The following is a 20,588-nucleotide window of genomic DNA, read 5'->3' on the forward strand; positions in this document are numbered from 1 at the left end:
GTCCGCTCGCTTCCGAGCGACGAGAATAAGCGGGGCAGTGCTGTCGTCGACTCGGAAGCAACTCGAATTGGAACAATTCGTGCAATTGTTGCCGATGCCGAGCTTCTTTCCAGCACGCTTGCCCCGGTTTTCGCTACCCGCGTGTCGCGGCCGCCGTCAGCGTCGATCTCCGGATAACGCGTTGAACCATTTTGCGATCTCCCGTCCAGCGTAGTCGGGCGGATAATGCCCCGGAGCCTTTCCGTCACCGGAATAGGCGCGGTCGTACAAGGTCAATCGAACGACGTCCCGATCGACGCACCCTGTCGCGACGGTACTGTGTTGAGCGTCAGTCGTGAGCCGATTGCTGGCGGGCACGCCGGTGATGTCGATGGGAAACGAGACATCGCTATGTGCCGAGCATGTGCGGTCGCGCTTCCAGAATTCGTGTTGAAGCTTTCCGAACAGGCCGCGCGGGTCGCGATTGCCGAGCTCCGGCGAGGTTTCCTCGGCGTCCTTGAAGAATTCGTCGTCGCGACCGAACCACGTCCAGATCGGCATGGTCTGCTTGCATTGAACGGCGCTCCCCGTTGGCGTCTTGAACCAGAAAGGCTCGTTTGCGCCGATGGGCGCGACGCCGCCGAACTGCCTGCCGGACAGGCACGCGACGACCGCAGCCATGTCGCCGCCCCACGAGTGTCCGGTCAGGAAGATTCTGTCGTCGTCGACACCGTATACCTGCTTGAGTTTATCGATCAGTTCATCGGCGAACTTAAGGTCGGCATCTCCGATGGCCTGCCGTTGGTTCGGATCGCGCGACGCGTAAGGCCCGAGCAGCCAGCCGCGTGTGTTCAGCCAGCAATGCTCGGCGTCGGGGGCGCAGTCGGAACCGCGCCATCCTGGAAACGTCCTGCGCTTCGGATCGGGATAGACGAAGATCGTATCGCGCATGTAGTGCTCGATGCCGGTCTTCTTGCCGCTCCATCCCGCGCCGAACCAGGTTTGCATCTCCTTGCCGCTCGTATCTGTCCCGGGGAACACGATGACGAGGCGGTGTCGGGCAGACGGATCGAAAGACTTCGACAGCGACACATAGAAACTTCGCTTGCCGCCGGCCTCGGCCGAAAACCTTTCGACGTCATTCTGCCCGCCTTTCTGCCAGTCGAAACCCTGCGTGGGTGCGGCGTTCCACCTGTCGGCGCCGCCGGCAGCCGCTGGCCTGCCGTTGTCCGCGGCGTGGGTGGTGGAGACTGACGCAGCGAGGAGAATGGCGCCGGTCAATCGTGTAGCCATGCGAAACAAATTGATCTTCATCTTTCCTCTTTTTTTCAGGCGAAAAATTCCTGCTCTTGTCTGGCTGGAAATTGCGGGCGGCGTCGCTGAGGTTCCACCCGTCGAATGCGGTCACTCCGCGAATTCATCGCGTGTGAGCCGCTACCCGCCCTCGCCCTCGAAAACAACGTTCGACCGGAACCCGCTGACGATGGCCCGTCATGCCTCCCAGGCGTCGAGCGATCGCGCCGCTTGGTGCCAGGCCGAACGCCGCTCTGACAGACGTGCTGTACCGCTATTCCTCGGTTTTCCCCTGTCGGCATGGACGATCGGTCTCGATCAGCTCGTTACCCTAGCAGCCAGGCAATTCCCCTCGCATCGACGAACACGTGTTTCCCGTCATGGGGAGAGCCTAGGGGCGAGTAAAGCATGGGGGATTGGTTCGGAAAAGCGTAGAACCGGCCAGGAAAAGGGATATTTCGGCCAAACGTGCTTCTCCGTTGATCAAGGTCTCGGCGGCGATTCATTGCGCTGCTGGTTTGATGAAAACAGCACATATCCCGGCCCTGCTCGCTGGACGGTACCGGGCTGCGGAGACAGGTGGTCTCTTGATGAAGCGGCCGTGGCGGGCCGCCAGTCGGCACCGGGATGCACCCGGGGCCTTTGCGGAATCCAGCGGCCGCACAACCCTGCTCGATGCAGGCCGAGTGTTCAGCCTGGTGTCGAGTATGCCGATGATCCAACGACACGCTACGACATCCTAATCAACCGAATCTGAGCGATTTTGCTCATCGCATTGATCGTAGCGAGATTGGCAGACCTGGATCGCTTCCATGTTCTCGACGGTCCAGTCATAGAGTGCGGCAAACGGCGATTCGAGGGATCTGCCGAGCGGTGTCAGTGCGTATTCCACACCCAGGATCTTTCCGTCCATGACGGTGCGCGTCACCATGCCATTGCGTTCCAGCTTGCGAAGCGTCTGCGTCAATACGCGTTGGGTAATGCCATCGAGGCGCCGCTTGATGGCATTGAAACGATGCGGCTTGCGCAGCACCATCAAGACCAGCATCGACCACTTGTCGGCGATTTGGTCGAGGATGGCGCGGCTCGGGCAGTCGGCACGGTAAATCGGATCGAGATCAGAACTCATCGGTATGCTCCACCATACTTGGGATGCTTAAGGTGCGTAATTGACGCCAAGTATGCGATGGATACCATGTTTGTGCAGCACAGGACATTCCTGGCTGAGCAACCACAATCAAGGGACATGATGAGCAACCAGGCTTATTCCAGGCTTCACATCGAGCACGATTGCGGCGTGGCGACCGTCACCATCGACAATCCGCCTGTCAACGTACTCGACGTCGCATTGATGAGCGAGATCCGACGTTTCCTCGCCTCGGTCCACGACGATCCGTCGACCCGCGTGATCGTATTCCAAAGCGCCGATCCCGAATTCTTCATCGCTCACGTCGACATGACGCTGATCGACGAACCCCACGCTTTCGACCAGATCGCCAGGGAAGCCCCCGACGGATTGAACCCGTTCCAGGCCTTCGGGGAATCGATCCGTGCCCAGCCGCAAATAACGATCGTCAAGCTCGCGGGCCTGGCGCGCGGCGGCGGCGCAGAATTCGTGGCCGCCGCCGACATGGCGTTCGCCGCCATCGGCCGCGCGGGTCTTGCCCAATGCGAGGCGCTGATGGGCATCACCCCAGGGGGCGGGGCAACCCAGTATCTGTCGCAGCGCATGACGCGCGGTCGCGCGCTCGAAGTGATCCTCGGCGCCGATCTCGCCGACGCGCTGACGGCGGAACGCTACGGATGGGTGAATCGCGCGCTTCCCGCCAGCGAACTGGATGCTTTCGTCGGCCGCCTCGCCCGCCATATCGCGGCGTTGCCGGACGGCGTCATCGCGGCCGCAAAAAAGGCCGTGCGACCGGCGGACCTGCGTGAAGGTTTCCGCCGGGAACACGACGCGTGGCAAGGCCTGTTTGCGTTGCCCGCCGCCGAAAGACTGATTCGGGGCGGGCTGCATGCGGGCGCGCAGACGAAGGACGGCGAGCGCGATCTGGAACGACTGCTGCGCGAACTCTCCCCATCGCCGGATCGCACTTCTGTCTGACAGCGGACCGTTTGCGTGAGCATGCGGAGTGGGCAACGTATCGCACGAAGACGCTCGACACTGCGCTGCTCCCCGTTTATGGCGTGTGATGGGCCGACTGCAAGGCGCGGCCGCTGATCGCGTGCAAGCGCATCGATCCGACCAAACGACTTCGGATATTGCGGACGACAGCGCGGCAGTTTTGTTGACGACGGTTTGATACCGTATTCAATCGGCTGTCCCCGGCCTTTATTGTTTCTCAATTTCGCAGTAAATGAACGAATCGCTGATCGATTGGATTCGATGCAAACGGCGGCAACAATGAAGAAGAATATTTAATAAAGTAAATTACGCCCGATGCTGTCGTCCCGCTTCACATTTCCCTCTCTGCCTGGGTGGCATCCCGCCCCACCCCAAGCTCTCCCCAGGCCCACCCCGCCCACGCGATGTTGCCAATACCGCCAACGCGGCCGACAGGATCATTTCATGTTTCTCACCAAATCCTGACTTGATTAACATCGACAGAACAAGAATTTAATCCATCCGAAAATATCTTGTAATTATAAAAATGACCTTCTAGCATGCCTCTGCTGTTCGTGACGTGTCTTGTATCAAGGTCTGTACTTGATTTATTCCTCGAATATCACGCATTTATTCATAATCTGGGGGATTACATGAAGAAACTGTCTCGTCTGCTGTCCATCTCCGCGATTACCCTCGCGAGTCTCAGCGCTTTTGCCCAGGCCGGCAACCAGCCGGCTGCGGTCGACAAGGCGCTGCAACTGATCCAGCAGAACCCGTCCGCTTTCAGCCTGGCTACCGGTGGCGCACGCGCGTTGAAGTTCGCGGGGCCGCAGGCAGGCGCACCGACGGACGGCGACCAGTTCCAGGTACGCGACGTGATCGTCGATCCCGACGGCACCGAGCACGTGCGCTTCGACCGCTTCTACGCTGGCGTGCCCGTGATCGGCGGCGACGTCGTCGTTCATTCGAACCAGGGGCAGCTGAAACAGGCGAGCGTGACCCAGCCCGCACCGGTCAGTCTCGCGGGCAAGATCGGCAAGGTCGGCGATCGCTACGTGGTGCGCAACGCGCCCGACGTGGGGGCAGCCCGGGTCAGGCGTATCGCGGTCGCGCGTTTCAATTCGGACGTGCGTCGCGCAGACGAAGCGGAACTCGTCGTGTTCGCGCGCGATGTCACGCCGACGCTGGCCTACGCGGTGCGCGTATACGGCAAGGCGACCGACGCGCACGGCGAGGCGGTGCTGTACTACGTCGACGCGCGCACGGGCACCGTGCTCGATGCGCAGGACCTGATCAAGACCGCCGCCGCGACCGGCACCGGCCGCTCGCTGTACTACGGCACGCTGACGCTGACCACCGACCAGACCGGCACGAACGCGTACCGGATGCTCGATCCGAATCGCGGCAGCGGCTCCGTCTACGACGGCCGCGGACTGATCGCGGAGGACGTCGAGCAGGCGAGCGACTTGCAGATCTTCACGAGCAGCACGAACGTGTGGGGCAACAACACGACCACCGACCGGCAGACTGTCGCCGCCGACATCGATTACGGTCTCGCCCTGACCTGGGACTACTACAAGACCACGCACAACCGCAACGGCATCTTCAACGACGGGCGCGGCGTGAAGAGTTTCGCGCACGTCGTGTTCGACACCGGCAGCGGCACGACCGGCGCGAACGCGGCATGGATGCCGTCGCACATCATGGTGTACGGCGATGGCCAGCCGGGCACGAGCCTGCCGAAGCCGGTCGTATCGGTCGACGTGGCCGGGCACGAGATGAGTCACGGCGTGACCGAGGCCACCGCCAACCTGAATTATTCCGGCGACGCGGGCGGCCTGAACGAATCGACGTCCGACATTTTCGGCACGCTCGTGAAGTTCTACGCGAACAACCCGAACGATCCCGGCAACTACGTGATCGGTGCGCGCGTGGTGAGCGGCGGCCTGCGCAAGATGTACAAGCAGGATCTCGATGGCCGGTCGTTCAGCTGCTATCCGTCCGGCGGCTTCTCGTGGTCGAATCCGCGCCACGATCCGCACTTCACGTCGGGCGTCGGCAACCGCTTCTTCTACCTGCTGTCGGAAGGCCCGGCGGTGCCGTCGACCGATACCGGCCTGTCGAGGACGCAACTGGTCTGCAACGGCGACACGACCTTCAGCGGCCTGGGCCGCGAGAAGGCCGGCAAGATCTGGTACCGGACGCTGACCGTGTACCTGAACGCCAACTCGAGCTACCCGAACGCGCGGCGTGCATCCATTCAGGCGGCGAACGACCTGTATGGCGCGAACTCGGCCGAGAGCGCAACGGTCGCGCGTGCGTGGAGTGCCGTCGGGGTGAACTGATGGCGCTTGCGCGGGCGTGTTGAACGCCCGGGCGTCGCGTGGCGGGTCGTCGCTGCGGCGGAAAGCGAGCCGAGCGAGGTGACGCGTCGCCCATGCATGAAAACGGCAGGTGTCGATCGGCCGCCGGTGATCGCAGGCGGCCGATCGGCGGACGACGGGTTGCCCACGACGCCCATTATTGTCCGCACTACACTGCATCGAGCCCCTACCGCCGCTCGATGCCGCCATGTCCGCCACCGCCCTGCAATTCGCGCTGTTCGCCAAGCAGCAGGAAATCGCATCGCTGCGCCGCGTGGCCGGGCAGATCGAGCTGATCGACCTGCTCGGCCGCCTGATCCATGCGCTGCAGCGCGAGCGTGGCGCGACCAGTATCTATCTGGCGTCGCTCGGCCGGCGTTTCGTCGCGGAACGCGCGGCAGCCCGCGACGAATCGGGGCCGCTCGTCGCGCAGCTGCGCGAACGCCTGGATCGGGAACTGGCGCCCGCGCGCGGCTCGACGTCGCGCCTGCTGTCGCTGATCGCATGGGTACTGCTCGACCTGGAATCGCTGGATGCGCTGCGGGAACGAATCGACCGTATCGCGCTGTCCGCGCCGGATTCCGTCCAGGCGTTCAGCACCGTGATCGGCGGCCTGGTGGAGCTGATATTCCAGCTCGCCGACAGCGCGGCGGACCCGTCGGTGGCGCGCCTGCTGATCGCGCTCGTCCACGTCGTCGAGGGCAAGGAGGAAGCGGGACAGGAACGCGCTGTCGGCGCGCACATGTTCGCGGCGGGCGCGTTTTCGGCGGACCAGCAGCAGCGCCTGCTGTATCTGATCGCGGCGCAGGAGCGCAGTCTCGAAGTGTTCGCGAATTTCGCCAGCGCCGCGCAAAACGCATGGCAGGAAACGCGCATGACGGGGCCGCACGGGGCGGCGCTCGAGAAACTGCGACGCGTGCTGTGCACGGCGCAGGCCGGCGATGCGCTCGATGCCGGCCTGAGCGAAGCATGGTTCGATGCCGCGAGCGAGCGCATCGACGATCTCTGGCACCTTCAGATCGCGCTGACGCTGCAGGTGCAGGAAACATGCGACGCCCGGATCGACGATGCGCGCCGGACGCTGCGCGACTCCGAACGCCTGATGGCGCAGTTGCGGAACAATCCGCCGCCGCATATCCAGGCGCTCGCCCATTTCTTCGCCGGCGATCCGCTGTCCGCGCGCGCGGCGGTTCACGAACTGCCGGAGCGCCTCTCCGGCGCCGATCCGTCGACGCTCGCCAGCCTCAAATCGCTGCTGGAATCGCAATCGGCGCGACTGGCCGGCGCGGAAGTCGAACTCGACGCCGCCCGTCGCGCACTCTACGAACGCAAGCTCGTGCAGCGCGCCAAGAGCACACTGATGACGCGCTTCAACCTGAGGGAGGACGAGGCGTACCGGATGCTGCAGAAAGCGTCGATGGACGGCAATCGTCCGCTGGCCGATATCGCGGAAGACGCGCTTGCGTCACCCGAGCAATTCGTCGACGAACACGCGCAGCCGGCCGGCCGACGACGTACGCAGCGGAACGCGCCGGACGGCAAGACCTGAGCGAGCTTCACCACACCGCGCACCGCGCACCGCGATGGCGCGCGCGGCGCGTACGGGCGGCGCGACCTGCACCGCACGAGTGCGATTCGGCGCGATCGGCTCGCGGCCGTGGCGCCCGCGATGTCACGCCCCGCCTGCCTGCATCGCGATTTCCCCGCCACTGGTATGAAAGTTGCGAACGACACGCTGTCGGGCTAATGGCGGCCTGACGATCGCGTCATGTCGAATCATGGCGGACGATCACGTGGATAACAGCGTCCGCGCCGGGCACTCGCATATCGAGCGAGTGCCCGGCGCGGTTTTTTTTGCCCGTCCAACTTCACGAGCGCACCCCATGGCCTACCTCACGCCCAACGAATTCGTCACCAAGATGGTCGACGCAGGTGAATCGAAACTGTCGATGTCGACCCGCGATACGCTGATTCGCGCCTACATGGCGGGCGCGATCCTCGCGCTCGCAGCCGCCTTCGCGGTCAGCATCACGATCAATACCGGCAACGCGCTGGCGGGGGCGCTGCTGTTTCCGGTCGGCTTCTGCATGCTGTACCTGCTCGGCTTCGACCTGCTCACCGGCGTCTTCACGCTCGCCCCGCTCGCGGTGATCGACCGCCGGCCCGGCGCGACCTGGAGCGGCGTGTTCCGCAACTGGACGCTGGTGTTCTTCGGCAATTTCGCGGGCGCGCTGACGGTCGCGCTGTTCATGGCGATCATCTTCACGTTCGGTTTTTCGGAAGCGCCGAACGTGATCGGACAGAAGATCGGAGGCATCGGCGAAGCGCGCACGCTCGGTTATGCGGCGCACGGCGCGGCCGGCATGCTGACGCTGTTCGTGCGCGGCGTGATGTGCAACTGGATGGTATCGACCGGCGTGGTCGCCGCGATGATGTCGACGTCGGTTCCCGGCAAGGTGATCGCGATGTGGATGCCGATCCTCGTGTTCTTCTACATGGGCTTCGAGCATTCGGTCGTGAACATGTTCCTGTTCCCGTCCGGCCTGATGCTCGGCGCCCACTTCACGATCGTCGACTACCTGCTGTGGAACGAGATCCCGACGGTGCTCGGCAACCTGGTCGGCGGGCTGCTGTTCGTCGGCGCGGCGCTGTACAGCACGCACTACAAGACCGCGCCGAAACGCGTACCCGCTGCGCCGGTGGGCGCCATCGCGCGCAAGGCCTGATCGCCCTGCGGCAGCCCCGGGAGGCCGCCCCGGCACCGTCGTCGCGCGGCGGGGCGGCATGCGTCACTCGACGTTGTCGGTCACGTCCGTCATCCGGATCATGTGCGGGCGCACCGCGTCCTCGTCCGGCGCGTCGCCTGTCGGCTCGGGATGAATCAGCGCTTCGAGCCGCGCCTTCGTCGCGATGAATTCCGGCGTGTTGAGCTGCGAATAACCGCGCGGACGCGGCACCGGCACCTCGATCAGTTCCTGCACTTCGCCCGGATTGGCCTTCAGTACGAGAATCCGGTCCGCGAGCAGGATCGCCTCGTCGAGATCGTGCGTGATGAACAGGATCGTCACGTCGATGTTGCGCCAGATGTCGAGCAGGTGCGCCTGCATCTTCGCGCGGGTCTGCGCGTCGAGCGCGCCGAACGGCTCGTCCATCAGCAGGATGCGCGGCCGGTTCGCGAGCGCGCGCGCGATCGCGACGCGCTGCTTCATCCCGCCGGACAGCTGGTGCGGATACACGTTTGCGAAGCGCGTGAGCCCGACGAGATCGAGCCACTGCAGCGCCTCGCGCTCCGCCTCCCCGTTGCTGCTGCCGTTGCGCTTCAGGCCGAACATCACGTTCTTTTTTACGGTCAGCCACGGAAACAGCGTATAGCCCTGGAACACCATCCCGCGATCAGCGCCGGGGCCCTGCACGGGCTTGCCGTCGAGCAGCACGTCGCCGCTCGTCTGCGATTCGAGCCCGGCCAGGATGCGGATCAGCGTCGACTTGCCGCAACCGGACGGCCCGATCACGCAGACGAACTCGCGCCGGTGGGTGCGAAAGCTGATGTCGTCGAGCGCGACCACTTCGCCCTGCGGCGACCGGAAGCGCTTGCCGAGATGGCGCACGTCGAGGATCACGTCGCGCGCCTTCAGGCGCGCGAAGCGCTCGCGGACGGCGTCGGACTGGAGCAGGTAGTCGGGCAGGCTGTGCGGATTCTGCATGATCGTCTCTTCCGAAAGGATGGGGTGGGTCATCGTCTTCAGCCGTCACGCCTTCAGCGTGCGGTCCCATGGAAACAGCCGGCGGCCGAGCAGCGCGAGCACGATGTCGGTTCCGAGGCCGATGATCCCGATCATCAGGATCGCGGCATACACGTTGTCGAAATGCTGGTAGCGCGCCTGCTGGCTGATGTACCACGTGATGCCCGAACTGGTGCCGACCAGCTCGGCGACGATCAGGTAGGTCCATGCCCAGCCGAGCAGGATCCGCTGGTCGCGGTACAGGTCGGGCAGGATGCCCGGCACGACGACGTGCGCGATCAGCCCCGGCTTCTTCGTGCCGAGCGTCAACGCCGCCTCGAACAGCCCGTATTCGAGCTTGCGCGTGGTGTTCGCGACGATCAGCACCTGCTGGAAGAACGTGCCGATCACGATGATCGCGATCTTCGGCGCGTCGTAGATGCCGAGGATGGCCACCATCAGCGCGCCGAACGCCGGCGCGGGCAGATAGCGGAAGAACTCGAAGAACGGCTCCTGCAGCCGCGCGAGCGCGCTGAAGGTGCCGCACACGATGCCGATCGGCACGCCGATCGCGGACGAAATCACGAAGCCCCAGAAGATGATGCGGATGCTGTGCCACAGGCTTTCGTGAAGCCAGACGCCCTCGCGCGACGCCGGCGGCGTCGTGAACGCCGTGTAGAACGCGCGCAGCACCTGATGCGGCGCAGGCAGGTACACGGGGTTCGCGCGCTCGCCTTCGGGCACCGCCGCATGCGTTGCGCGCGCATGCGCCAGCTCGTCGTCGAACACGTCGCGGTCGACCTGCATGCCGGGCTGGAAATAATCGACGCTGCCGGGGTTCGAGATGCGCACCTGCGGATGCCAGACGAACGGCACGTAGCTGAGCACGCACCAGACGGCGAGCGGCAGCAGGAAGGACGCGACGCCGAGCGTCCACTTGCCGCGGGTCGACAGCTCGCGGCGCACCGCGAGCCAGTCGGTCGTATTGCGGGTCACTGACATGGTGAATCTCCGTATCGTGTTGCTTGCCGGTCGCGGGCGACCGGGCGTTCAGCGCGGCGCACCGTTCGCGCCGGTCGCACCGGTTGCACGGTAGGCACGCCAGCCGCCGAAGCGGGTGATGTCCTCGGCATCGGCGAGCGCGGCGGGTTCGCATACAAACCCCTGCACCTGCGCGCCGTCCGCGAGCGTCAGCGTGCCGATGCCGAGCGGCGCGCCGATACCGGCGACGAAGCTGCCGTAGGCCGCGACCGGCATCTCCCAGATCTCGACCGCGATCTCCGCGCCGTCTTCCGGCACGCGCACGAGGCCCGGCTTCGCGACGCCGCCCGACGCCGCCGCGCTCAAGGCATAGAGACGGTACGCCGGCGCGGTGGTCGTCGCGGCGACGAAGCGCGCGCCGCGTTGCGTGAGTTGCCCGTTCAGCGGCTCGCCACGCAGATGCGCGCCGACCACGGCCACGCGCACGACGCCCGCCGGCGCGGCGAGCGGCCGTGCGGCCGTGGCATCGACGTTGCCCGCCTGCGCAGCGGCCCACGCGTCGGCCAGATCGAGCAGCATCGCGTCGTCGTGCGCGCGGCCGACGAACGTGATGCCGAACGGCAAACCCGCATGCGGCCCGGTTTCGCAGACGCCCGCCGGCACCGCGATCGCGGACAGGTCGAGCAGGTTGACGAAGTTCGTGTAATAACCGAAGCGCGCGTTGACGCCGATCGGATCGGCTTCCAGCTCGTCGACGGTCGCGGTCGTCGCGGAGGTCGGCATCACGATCGCATCGATGCCGTCCCATGCGCGCGCGGCGTCGACGCGCAGCGCGGCGAGCCGGTCGAACGCCGCGAACGCGTCGGCGGCGCTGAAGCGCGACGCGCCGCCGACGATCTCGCGAATCACCGGATGCAGCGCGTCGGGCTGTTCCGCAAAGAACGCGCCGATCGCGGCGCGCCGCTCGGCGACCCACGGCCCTTCGTACAGCAGCCGCGCGGTGGCGAGGAACGCGCCGAAATCGATCTCGACGACCGTCGCACCGGTCGCACGCAGGCGTTCGACGGCCGTCTGCCACGCGGCCCGATACGACGCGTCGCCGAAGAACTCGAGCTGATCGGCGCGCGGCATGCCGAAGCGCAGGCTCGCGAGCGGCCGGGCGTGCCGTGCATGACGGCCGTCCGTGTCGAGCAGCGGCTGCCAGGCGCGTCCGTACGGATCGCCATCCGTGACGCCGTGCGCCACGGCGAACACCGCGCGCGCGTCGTCCGGCGAATGCGCGAACACCGACACGCAGTCGAGCGACCGGCACGCCGGCACGACGCCGAGCGTGCTCAGCACGCCCTTGGTCGGCTTGAGCCCGACGAGCCCGTGAAACGCGGCCGGCACGCGGCCCGACCCGGCCGTGTCGGTGCCGAGCGCGAACGCGGCGACGCCGAGCGCGACGGCGACGGCCGACCCCGAGCTCGAGCCGCCCGACGCATAACGCGGATCGAGCGCATTGCGGCACGCGCCGTACGGCGAGCGCTGCCCGGACAGCCCGGTGGCGAACTGGTCGAGATTGGTCTTGCCGATCGGGATCGCGCCGGCGGCGATCAACCGCTCGACGACGGGCGCGCTGCGCGACGGCACATACGCGTAAGCGGGACACGCGGCCGTCGTCGGAATGCCGGCTAGGTCGATGTTGTCCTTGATCGCGAACGGCACGCCATACAGCGGCAGCGTGGTGATGTCGCGTCCGGCCAGCGCATCCGCGTAGCGCGTCATTTCGTCGTGCGCGAGCGGCCGGATCCACGCATGATGCGGATCGCCCGCGTCGAAATGCGCGGCGATCGCATCGACGAGCGCATGCGGGCTCAGGCTGCCGGCCTCGTACCGCGCGCGCAGCGCGGCGATCGAGCGCAGGCCCGGTTCAGGATGACCGTCGAAGGGTTTCATGCGATTTCCTCCGTGGCACCGGCCTTCATCACCATCAACCGCTGGCCGGCGACGACCGCCGCGCCGGGCGCGCAATCGACCGTCTCGATCACGCCGTCTTCCATCGCCACCACGGACACCTCCATCTTCATCGATTCGAGAATCGCGACGACCTGCCCTTCGGTCACCCGCGCGCCGGCTTCGACCAGCACTTTCCACACGCTGCCCGACACGTCGGCGGCGATGCCGCGCTGCGCGCCGGTGAGCGTGTCGCCGGCCGCTGCCGCACCGGCATCGCCCTGCCCGGCTTCGCCTGCATATTCGGCGTGGCCGGCGGCCCGCCAGCGCTCGCGTTCGTCGTCGAACGCGGCCTGCTGCGTCGTCTTGAACGCGGCGATCGATTCGGCTTCGTCGCGCAGGAAGCGGTTGTACGCGCCGAGATCGAACACCGATTCCTCGATCTTCAGCTCGGCCCGGCCCGCGATGAAATCCGCGCGCAGTTCGGCCAGCTCGGCCTCGCTGACTTCGTAGAAGCGGATCTCGTCGAAGAACCGCAGCAGCCACGGCTTACCGGGCTCGAACGCGCGCGTCGTCCGGTGACGGTTCCACATCTGCACCGTGCGGCCGACGAACTGATAGCCGCCGGGCCCCTCCATCCCGTACACGCACAGGTACGCGCCGCCGATGCCGACCGCGTTCTCCGGCGTCCAGGTGCGGGCCGGGTTGTACTTGGTCGTCACGAGCCGGTGCCGCGGATCGAGCGGCGTCGCGACCGGCGCGCCGAGATAGACGTCGCCGAGCCCCATCACCAGATAGCGCGCGTCGAACACGATGCGCTTCACGTCGTCGATGCCGTTCAGGCCGTTGATCCGGCGGATGAACTCGATATTGCTCGGGCACCACGGCGCGTCCGGCCGCACCGACTGCATGTAACGCTCGATCGCGACGCGCGTCGACGGGTCGTCCCACGACAGCGGCAGATGCACGATCCGGTTCGGCACGCGCATGTCGGCGACGTCGGGCAGCTCGCGTTCCGCGGCCTGCAGATGCGCGAGCAGCGCATCGAGCGGCAGCACGTGCGCATCGAAATGCACCTGCAGCGACCGGATGCCGGGCGTGAGGTCGAGCATGCCGGGCAGCCGGTGCGCGTCGAGCCAGCACATCAGCGCGTGCACGCGAAAGCGCAGGTTCAGGTCGAGCACGAGCGGGCCGTATTCGATCAGCACGTTACGGTCGCCCGAGCGCCGGTAGACGACGCCGATGCCGTTGCCGGCCGTCGGGTCGCGGTACAGCACGCAGTCGTTCGCGCCGTTGGTCGAAGCGCCGGACGCCGGCAGCAGCGCGGGAGCCTGCACGGGCATGGCGGCCACGCGCGCGAACTGCACGGTATTGCCCGGCCGCAATTGCCCGAGCTTCCACAGTTCGTCGCGCACGACCGTCACCGGGCAGACGAAGCCGCCGAGGCTCGGCCCGTCGGGCCCGAGAATCACTGGCATGTCGCCGGTGAAATCGACCGCGCCGATCGCATACGCGTTGTCGTGGATGTTCGACGGATGCAGCCCCGCTTCGCCGCCGTCCGCGCGCGCCCATTGCGGCTTCGGGCCGATCAGCCGCACGCCCGTGCGGCTCGAGTTGTAATGGACCGTCCAGCGCGTGTCGTAGAGCATCGCGATGTCGTCGGCCGTGAAGAAATCCGGCGCGCCGTGCGGGCCGTCGAGCACGCCGAGCGTCCACGCGTGCGTCAGCGCCGGCCGGTCGGCCTCGGCGAGCGTCGCGCCTGCGTTGCCGCGCGCCGCGTCCGCATGCAGATGCAGCACGTCGCCCTTGCGCAGCGCGCGGCCTGCATGACCGCCGAACTGGCCGAGCGTGAAGGTCGCCTTGCTGCCGAGATAGTCGGGCACCTGCAGCCCGCCCTTCACCACGAGGCATGCGCGCACGCCGGCGCCCGTCACGCCGCCCAGCTTCAGCACCGCGCCGGGCGTCGCACGCAGCACTTGCCAGAACGGCGCGGGCGCGCCATCGAGCGTCGCGGCGAGCGGCGCGCCGCCGAGCACGAACAGCGTGTCGGCATTGAAGCGCAGCGTCGCGCCGACCATCGTGAACTCGAGGCCGGCAGCGTCGCGCGGATTGCCGAGCAGCGCATTCGCGAGATCGAATGCGCGGTCGTCCATCGGCCCGGACGGCGGCACGCCGACGGCCCAGTAGCCGACACGGCCCGGCGTCTGCTGCACGGTCGTCTGCACGCCGCCGTCGAGCACGTCGATCGTGTGCGGCGCGAACGCGAAACGCGACAGGAACGCGGTCGTCTGCGCGCCGCGCGCGAACGTATCGGAACCGGCGATCGCGCGCAGGTAGTCGAGATTGGTCTCGATCCCGTACAGCTCGGTGGCGGCCAGCGCGTCGCGCAATGCCGCGAGCGCGTCGCGGCGGGTGTCGCCGCGCACGATCAGTTTCGCGAGCAGCGGATCGTAATACGAGCTGACCTCGGTGCCCGCATCGATCCACGTATCGACGCGCGCCGTGTCCGGAAACGCGACATGCGTGAGCACGCCCGCGCTCGGCCGGAACTGCTGGTGCGGATCTTCCGCATAGAGCCGCACCTGGATGCTCGCGCCGCGCGGCGCGACGGCGAGTGTGTCGAGCGGCGGCAGGTCGCCTTCGGCCTGCCGGATCATCCATTCGACGAGATCGATGCCGGTCACGGCTTCCGTCACGCAATGCTCGACCTGCAGCCGCGTCTTCACCTCGAGAAAATAGAAGCGGCGCGCGTGCGCATCGAACACGAACTCGACCGTGCCGGCCGACGCATACGCGACCGCACGCGCGAGCCGCACCGCGCTCGCATGCAGCGCGGCGCGCTCGCCGTCGGCGAGATCCGGCGCGGGCGTTTCCTCGATCACCTTCTGGTTGCGCCGCTGCACCGAGCAGTCGCGCTCGCCGAGGGCGATCACGCCGCCGCGCCCGTCGCCGAAAATCTGCACCTCGATGTGCCGCGCATGCTCGACGAACTTCTCCAGGTAGACGCCCGCATGCGCGAAGTTCGCGCTGCCGAGCCGCACGACGGATTCGAAGGCCGCCGCGAGCTGCGCGGCGTCGCGGCACAACGACATGCCGATGCCGCCGCCGCCCGCCGTGCTCTTCAGCATGACCGGATAGCCGATCGCGTCGGCTTCGGCGAGCGCCGTCGCGACATCGGCGAGCAGCCCGGTGCCCGGCAGCAACGCGACGTCGTGCGCGCGCGCCAGTTCGCGTGCGGTGTGCTTGAGGCCGAACGCGCGCATCTGCGCGCCGCTCGGGCCGATGAAGCGCAGGCCGGCGGCCTCGCATGCATCGGCGAAACCGGCGTTCTCCGACAGGAAGCCGTAGCCGGGGTGCACGGCCTGCGCGCCGGTCGCGCGCGCCGCAGCGAGGATCGCGGCGACGTTCAGGTAGCTGTCGGCCGCCGGCGCGGCGCCGACGCAGACGGCTTCGTCGGCGAGCGTCACGTGGCGCGCATCGCGATCGGCTTCCGAGTAGATCGCGACCGACGCGATGCCGAGCCGCTTCAGCGTGCGGATGATGCGGCAAGCGATTTCGCCGCGGTTGGCGACGAGGACTTTCGTGAATCTCGTGCTGCCGCCCTCTTGCGGGGCAGCGAACGGGTGGGCGTGGAGGTCGTTCATCATGCCTCCCAGATCGTCAGCCGCACCGGCGTCGGGTTGTAGCCGTTGCACGGGTTGTTGAGTTGCGGGCAGTTCGAGATCAGCACCGTGACGTCCATCTCCGCGCGCATCTCGACATACTTGCCGGGCGCGGAAATGCCGTCCTCGAACGTCAGCCGCCCAAGCGGCGTGACGGGCACGTTCATGAAGAAATTGACGTTGCCGACGAGGTCGCGCTTGGTCAGCCGCGCGCCGGCGCCACATGTGCAATGCGCAATCGCGTTGAGGAAGCTGTCGCGGCAGTTGTGCATGTGGCGCTTGTCGAGCGCGTAGCGCACCGTGTTGCTTTCGGCCGCGCAGGCGCCGCCGAGCGTGTCGTGGCGGCCGCAGGTATCGGCGACGATCGTCACCATCGGATTGCCGAGGCCGGACAGCAGCACGCTGCCCGCGCTCAGGTACAGGTTGCGCTGCTCGCGGATCGTGTCCTGCGCGCTGTAGCGTTCGTCAGGCGCGTCGGTGCGATAGAACAGCGTGTCGACGGCCTGGTTGCCTTCGAGATCGAGAATGCGCAGCACCTGCCCGCGCTTCAGGTCGTGCAGCCACGGTTCGCCGGCGTTCAGCGTGGTGTCGTGGATCGCGTGCTTCGGGTCGAGACGGCTTTCGATGATCGGCATGTCGGGGCTCCTTACGCGAACAGTCGGTCGGTGTTGACGAAGCCGCGCGTGTTCTCCGCGCAGGCGGTGCGGCACGGGTCGTCCTCCGGCGCGGCGCCGTCGGCCGGGTACGCGCGGTAGGCGATCAGCTTCACGGGTTTCGGCGCATAGGCCGGCTGAGGATCGAGCGGATGCGGCGCGGTCGAGAACGCGGCGAGCGTGTTCATCTCGAAGCGCAGGTCGAACGCGCTGCCGGCCGGCGAGTGGCCCGCGACGAAGTCGAACGAACCGTCGTCGCGCGGCGCGAGCTTGCTGAAGAAATTGACGTTCGCGACGAGATCGCGCGCGGACAGCCCGTATTTCGCGAGTTCGAGCACGAGGCTGTCGCGGCCGTTGCGGATCATCGCGTTGCGTTCGGCCTGATACGACGATGCGCCGTACTTGCGCGCGAACAGCCGCGCGTCGCCGACGCCGCCGAGCGGATCGTGCCAGCCGAGCGTGTCGGCCGTGATCGACGCGATCACGCGGCCCATGTCCGTATACAACGCATGGCCGCGCGTCAGGTGCGCGGTGTGCTGCGCCTTCAGCGTATCGGCCATGTTGTAACGCTCGAGCGGATCTTCTTGGCGATGAAAGACGGCGGACAGGTTCGCGCCGCCGTCGGGATCGACGACGCGCAGCGCGAGGCCGCGGCGCAGGATGCCGGACCAATGGGTCCCGGCGGGAATGACCGCTTCCCACACGACGTGCGGCAACGGGGCAAGCGAGGCTTGGGGGCTTGGCGACATGGCGGCTCCTCGGATCGGTTGGACAAAAGGCGTGAGAGGGCGACCGAACGACATCGCGACCTCCCGGGCTTTTGTCCCTCCGTGGAGCCTCGCCGGAGCCTCGCAACAAGGCAGGCGGCAAGACCGGATTGCTCTCGGACCAGGCATCGTGCGGCGTGTGACGCCGCGCGACCGGAACCCTAGCGATCCTGAAGATGATGCAAATTGCTTCGCACCTCTCGGCAGGTGAATAAGCGAGTTGCGTGCCAGCGCATTCCGAAAGCCGCGCCGAGCCCCGCCGCGCAGGGCCGAGGCGGCCGGCCCCCGGGGCGACGCGCGATCCCGGGCCGCCCCCGAGTTGGGCATCGCGCGCACCAGGCGAACGCGGCCGGCACCAGCGCGGGGCAGCAATTCGCACGCGCACCGCGTGGCATCGCGATGGCACGGGCATTGCTGAATACGCACACCTTCACTCTGTCGATCGACCGCTCATGAACACACTCGACCTGCTCAGGCGCGCGCTGGCCGCCCTCTTCTCCGTCCGATTCATCGAACTGCAACGCGCCGCGCGCCGCCGCTGACCCGCGCGTTTCCGGCGCACGTCGGCCGCGGGATCGCATCGCTGGCATGCTTCTCGCTCGCTCCGATGCCGAGAGGTGCGGCGGTGTCGCATCTTAGGGATGCTAGGGTTCCGGTTCGTCGAACGTCTGGTCCGAGAGCAGCCCGGCGTCGGTGCGTACGGTCGTCGATCGTGCGCGCATGGCGCTACACGGCGGGACAAAAGCCCGGGAGAAAAGGCGATGGCGACGGCCGTCGCGCCTCTCCGTGGCCGGCCGTTCGTCCCGCATCCGCAGGAACCGGTCACGTGGCCGGATCGCGCATGAGCGCGACCCGTGCCGACGATCCCCATCCCGGTCTCCTGGAGAAAACGATGACCCGCCTCGCCTCGCCGTTCCGCCGCCTGCTGACCTCCCGGCACCTTCGTCCCGTCCGCCGTGCGCTTGCCGCCGTCGCCATCACGACGTCACTGTTCTCCGCCCCCGCCGCGCATGCGGCTGCGCCGCTGAAAATCGGCTACAGCGACTGGCCCGGCTGGGTCGCATTCCAGGTCGCGCTCGACAAGGGCTGGTTCAAGGAGGCCGGCGTCGACGTCGATTTCGAATGGTTCGATTATTCGGCGTCGCTCGACGCGTTTTCCGCGGGCAAGCTCGACGCGGTCGCGGCGACCAACGGCGATGCGCTCGTGACCGGCGCGTCCGGCGCGAAGAACGTGATGATCCTGCTCACCGACTATTCGGCCGGCAACGACATGATCATCGCGAAACCGCCGCTGCGGACCGTCGAAGGCCTGAAGGGCAGGAAGGTCGGCGTCGAGCTCGGGCTCGTCGATCACCTGCTGCTCGAAACCGCGCTGCAGAAGCATGGCCTGAAGGACGGCGACGTCACGCTCGTCAACGCGAAGACCAACGAATTGCCGCAGGTGCTCGGCGCGTCGTCCGACATCGCGGCGGTCGCGGCGTGGCAGCCGAACGCCGGCGAGGCGCTGAAACGCGCGCCGGGTGCGCGCGCGATCTTCACGTCCGCGGATGCGCCGGGGCTGATCTACGACGCGATCACGGTGACGCCGACGAGCCTCGCCGCGCGCCGGGCCGACTGGGCGAAGGTCGTCAAGGTCTGGTATCGCTGCGTTGCGTACATCAACGATCCGAAGACGCAGGCTGACGCGGTGAAGATCATGTCTGCGCGCGTGGGCCTGACGCCTGCGCAATATCTGCCGCTGCTGAAGGGCACGCACCTGCTCGATGCCACGGCCGCGAAGCAGGCGTTCCGCAAGGGCGACGGCCTCGATTCGATCTACGGCTCGACCCGCAACGCGAACGCATTCAACGTGCGCAACGCGGTGTACAAGCAGTCGCAGGACATCGACGCGTATATCGATCCGCGCCTCGTCGAATCGCACTGAAGACGGCGGGCGCAACGCGGGTGAGGTATCCGGATCGGGCGTCGTGCGTGGCTCGACGCCAATGGGCACGCGCCCGAATCCGGCGATCGTCTGAAATCGACTGATTTGGCGGTTTCAGGTCTATTTCGAGGGCGACGGTGAACACCCGGAAATAATGCAGTTGGTGATGTTTCGATACCCGTTCGTGACGATCTCGGTCGTTTGCACGATGAGCGGTCGGCCCGACGTGAGCCCTGCCATCAGCGCGGTGTAAATGTGATCGACCGCGTAGATGCTTTTGGATATGTCGACATAGAACTTCTGTTGTATCTCTTCCCCATTTTTTTTCGACAGGGTGACGATCGGATTGTTGATGTAGAGGCTCGGACTCGCTTCGATACGAGTGACGATGACATCCGTGTAGGTTTCGAGATTCAGGGGGGCGGCATTTTCCACGTTTTTCTCCGTCGGGAAATTCATTGAGGGTGATGTTTCGGTGCGACCTGGAAATCAATTGCCGATAGCGCGATGCGCAATCGCGCCGGGGTCTTCCTCTGTTGCTAGATCGAGAAGCGGAAGTCGTAAGAAATTCTGGTGGCGCCGCTGACGTTGTCCAGCGTGCCGTGCATCATCTCGGTGCCGTAGAACATGAATGCCTCGCCATACTCGAGCTCGACGGGCTTGAAGTCGCTCAGCCCCGGCGCGGATTCGACGTACATCGAGTTGCTGTCGAAGGCGCGCGTGACCGGCAGCCAGATGTTGACCAGGTTCGGCCGCTGCCCGTATTCCGAGTCGCGATGAAAACGCAGGATCGCGCGCGAACCGTGGAAGTTGACCCGCATCATCGCGACCGGCTGGCAACTGCGGATCGGGCCGGCGAAGCCGTCGATATGGTCGAACACGAGCGACTGGACCACGGCCATCGAGCGCTCGATGACCGCGTCGCGCAAGGCCTTGCTGACGTCCCAGCTATTTCGGGTAACGAAGTGATGCGGCAGCGCGAGTTCCGCTTTCTGCGGGTTCCAGCGCGGGTCCAGGTGCAGCGTCTCGAGCGCGTCGGTGCCGAAAAATTCCGCCACGATCGCGCGTAGATCCCATCGCGTCGTGTCGTAGGCGAAGACGGACGACAATGGCAGGGCCCGCCCCGCCACGTCGACCGTCTCCGCGCTGCGGAACCGGACCGGGTGACCGTCAGATGCCATGAGCGGTTTCCTCGGTGCGCC

The 20,588-nt window shown here is 66.5% G+C and carries 15 protein-coding genes and 2 riboswitches; of the genes, 5 read left to right on the forward strand and 10 right to left on the reverse strand.

The features are described 5' to 3' along the window. Positions 1–156: 156 nt before the first annotated feature. Positions 157–1,293: an alpha/beta hydrolase family protein gene (locus BBJ41_RS37500; protein ID WP_069751291.1), complete on the reverse strand. Its 1,137-nt coding sequence runs from the start codon at positions 1,291–1,293 to the stop codon at positions 157–159. Between the two features lie 718 nt (positions 1,294–2,011). Then, complete coding sequence (locus BBJ41_RS37505; RefSeq protein WP_069751292.1) at positions 2,012–2,401, reverse strand: winged helix-turn-helix transcriptional regulator; 390 nt, start codon at positions 2,399–2,401, stop codon at positions 2,012–2,014. A 57-nt stretch (positions 2,402–2,458) separates the two neighbouring features. Here BBJ41_RS37505 and BBJ41_RS37510 point away from each other — a divergent pair, with 57 nt between their 5' ends. The 4 genes from BBJ41_RS37510 to BBJ41_RS37525 all read left to right on the forward strand — a co-directional run bounded on the left by BBJ41_RS37510 (position 2,459) and on the right by BBJ41_RS37525 (position 8,468). Continuing rightward, positions 2,459–3,376, forward strand: a complete 918-nt coding sequence (locus BBJ41_RS37510; protein ID WP_197680914.1) for an enoyl-CoA hydratase/isomerase family protein — start codon at positions 2,459–2,461, stop codon at positions 3,374–3,376. A 653-nt stretch (positions 3,377–4,029) separates the two neighbouring features. Next, complete coding sequence (locus tag BBJ41_RS37515; RefSeq protein ID WP_069751293.1) at positions 4,030–5,724, forward strand: M4 family metallopeptidase; 1,695 nt, start codon at positions 4,030–4,032, stop codon at positions 5,722–5,724. 226 nt (positions 5,725–5,950) lie between these two features. Further along, positions 5,951–7,291, forward strand: a complete 1,341-nt coding sequence (locus tag BBJ41_RS37520) for a nitrate regulatory protein (RefSeq protein WP_069751294.1) — start codon at positions 5,951–5,953, stop codon at positions 7,289–7,291. A gap of 334 nt (positions 7,292–7,625) precedes the next feature. Continuing rightward, positions 7,626–8,468, forward strand: a complete 843-nt coding sequence (locus BBJ41_RS37525; RefSeq protein ID WP_069751295.1) for a formate/nitrite transporter family protein — start codon at positions 7,626–7,628, stop codon at positions 8,466–8,468. A gap of 63 nt (positions 8,469–8,531) precedes the next feature. On the opposite strand, the gene BBJ41_RS37530 is transcribed toward BBJ41_RS37525, so the two are convergent. The 6 genes from BBJ41_RS37530 to BBJ41_RS37555 are packed head-to-tail and all read right to left on the reverse strand — an operon-like array spanning position 8,532 to position 17,444. Further along, positions 8,532–9,446: an ABC transporter ATP-binding protein gene (locus BBJ41_RS37530; RefSeq protein WP_069751296.1), complete on the reverse strand. Its 915-nt coding sequence runs from the start codon at positions 9,444–9,446 to the stop codon at positions 8,532–8,534. 45 nt (positions 9,447–9,491) lie between these two features. Continuing rightward, on the reverse strand, positions 9,492–10,466 hold the full coding sequence (locus tag BBJ41_RS37535) for an ABC transporter permease (protein WP_069751297.1): 975 nt from the start codon (positions 10,464–10,466) through the stop codon (positions 9,492–9,494). A 48-nt stretch (positions 10,467–10,514) separates the two neighbouring features. Beyond that, entirely contained in the window at positions 10,515–12,383 is a 1,869-nt protein-coding gene (gene atzF / locus BBJ41_RS37540) for an allophanate hydrolase (RefSeq protein WP_069751298.1), read from the reverse strand. Continuing rightward, positions 12,380–16,024, reverse strand: coding sequence for an urea carboxylase (gene uca, locus BBJ41_RS37545; protein WP_069751519.1), 3,645 nt, complete (start codon positions 16,022–16,024; stop codon positions 12,380–12,382). Before uca ends, atzF begins: the two co-directional genes overlap by 4 nt. Then, positions 16,024–16,677 carry an urea amidolyase associated protein UAAP2 gene (locus BBJ41_RS37550; RefSeq protein WP_069751299.1) on the reverse strand — a complete coding sequence of 218 codons (654 nt, stop codon included), beginning with the start codon at positions 16,675–16,677 and terminating at the stop codon, positions 16,024–16,026. The genes uca and BBJ41_RS37550 overlap by 1 nt, the downstream gene beginning before the upstream one ends. Positions 16,678–16,688: 11 nt before the next feature. Beyond that, a complete protein-coding gene (locus BBJ41_RS37555; RefSeq protein WP_069751300.1) occupies positions 16,689–17,444 on the reverse strand; it encodes an urea amidolyase associated protein UAAP1 in 756 nt (251 codons plus the stop codon). A 58-nt stretch (positions 17,445–17,502) separates the two neighbouring features. Beyond that, a riboswitch (guanidine-I (ykkC/yxkD leader) is annotated at positions 17,503–17,638 on the reverse strand. 457 nt (positions 17,639–18,095) lie between these two features. Beyond that, a riboswitch (guanidine-I (ykkC/yxkD leader) is annotated at positions 18,096–18,217 on the forward strand. A 137-nt stretch (positions 18,218–18,354) separates the two neighbouring features. On the opposite strand from BBJ41_RS37555, the gene BBJ41_RS37560 reads away from it, so the two are divergent. Continuing rightward, on the forward strand, positions 18,355–19,386 hold the full coding sequence (locus BBJ41_RS37560) for an ABC transporter substrate-binding protein (RefSeq protein ID WP_069751520.1): 1,032 nt from the start codon (positions 18,355–18,357) through the stop codon (positions 19,384–19,386). A gap of 120 nt (positions 19,387–19,506) precedes the next feature. On the opposite strand, the gene BBJ41_RS37565 is transcribed toward BBJ41_RS37560, so the two are convergent. Together BBJ41_RS37565 and BBJ41_RS37570 are read right to left on the reverse strand one after the other, a co-directional pair. After that, a complete protein-coding gene (locus tag BBJ41_RS37565) occupies positions 19,507–19,821 on the reverse strand; it encodes a hypothetical protein (protein ID WP_122172766.1) in 315 nt (104 codons plus the stop codon). A gap of 104 nt (positions 19,822–19,925) precedes the next feature. Then, positions 19,926–20,567 (reverse strand): 2OG-Fe(II) oxygenase family protein, encoded by a 642-nt coding sequence (locus BBJ41_RS37570; RefSeq protein ID WP_197680915.1) that lies wholly within the window; start codon positions 20,565–20,567, stop codon positions 19,926–19,928. Between the last annotated feature and the right edge of the window lie 21 nt (positions 20,568–20,588).

Source organism: Burkholderia stabilis (assembly GCF_001742165.1).
GTDB lineage: Bacteria > Pseudomonadota > Gammaproteobacteria > Burkholderiales > Burkholderiaceae > Burkholderia > Burkholderia stabilis.

Coding starts and splice junctions, on each gene's coding strand:
- BBJ41_RS37500 (WP_069751291.1), bottom strand. CDS start 1,293: ATGAAGATCAATTTGTTTCGCATGGCTACACGATTGACCGGCGCCATT.
- BBJ41_RS37505 (WP_069751292.1), bottom strand. CDS start 2,401: ATGAGTTCTGATCTCGATCCGATTTACCGTGCCGACTGCCCGAGCCGC.
- BBJ41_RS37510 (WP_197680914.1), top strand. CDS start 2,459: ATGGATACCATGTTTGTGCAGCACAGGACATTCCTGGCTGAGCAACCA.
- BBJ41_RS37515 (WP_069751293.1), top strand. CDS start 4,030: ATGAAGAAACTGTCTCGTCTGCTGTCCATCTCCGCGATTACCCTCGCG.
- BBJ41_RS37520 (WP_069751294.1), top strand. CDS start 5,951: ATGTCCGCCACCGCCCTGCAATTCGCGCTGTTCGCCAAGCAGCAGGAA.
- BBJ41_RS37525 (WP_069751295.1), top strand. CDS start 7,626: ATGGCCTACCTCACGCCCAACGAATTCGTCACCAAGATGGTCGACGCA.
- BBJ41_RS37530 (WP_069751296.1), bottom strand. CDS start 9,446: ATGCAGAATCCGCACAGCCTGCCCGACTACCTGCTCCAGTCCGACGCC.
- BBJ41_RS37535 (WP_069751297.1), bottom strand. CDS start 10,466: ATGTCAGTGACCCGCAATACGACCGACTGGCTCGCGGTGCGCCGCGAG.
- atzF (WP_069751298.1), bottom strand. CDS start 12,383: ATGAAACCCTTCGACGGTCATCCTGAACCGGGCCTGCGCTCGATCGCC.
- uca (WP_069751519.1), bottom strand. CDS start 16,024: ATGAACGACCTCCACGCCCACCCGTTCGCTGCCCCGCAAGAGGGCGGC.
- BBJ41_RS37550 (WP_069751299.1), bottom strand. CDS start 16,677: ATGCCGATCATCGAAAGCCGTCTCGACCCGAAGCACGCGATCCACGAC.
- BBJ41_RS37555 (WP_069751300.1), bottom strand. CDS start 17,444: ATGTCGCCAAGCCCCCAAGCCTCGCTTGCCCCGTTGCCGCACGTCGTG.
- BBJ41_RS37560 (WP_069751520.1), top strand. CDS start 18,355: ATGACCCGCCTCGCCTCGCCGTTCCGCCGCCTGCTGACCTCCCGGCAC.
- BBJ41_RS37570 (WP_197680915.1), bottom strand. CDS start 20,567: ATGGCATCTGACGGTCACCCGGTCCGGTTCCGCAGCGCGGAGACGGTC.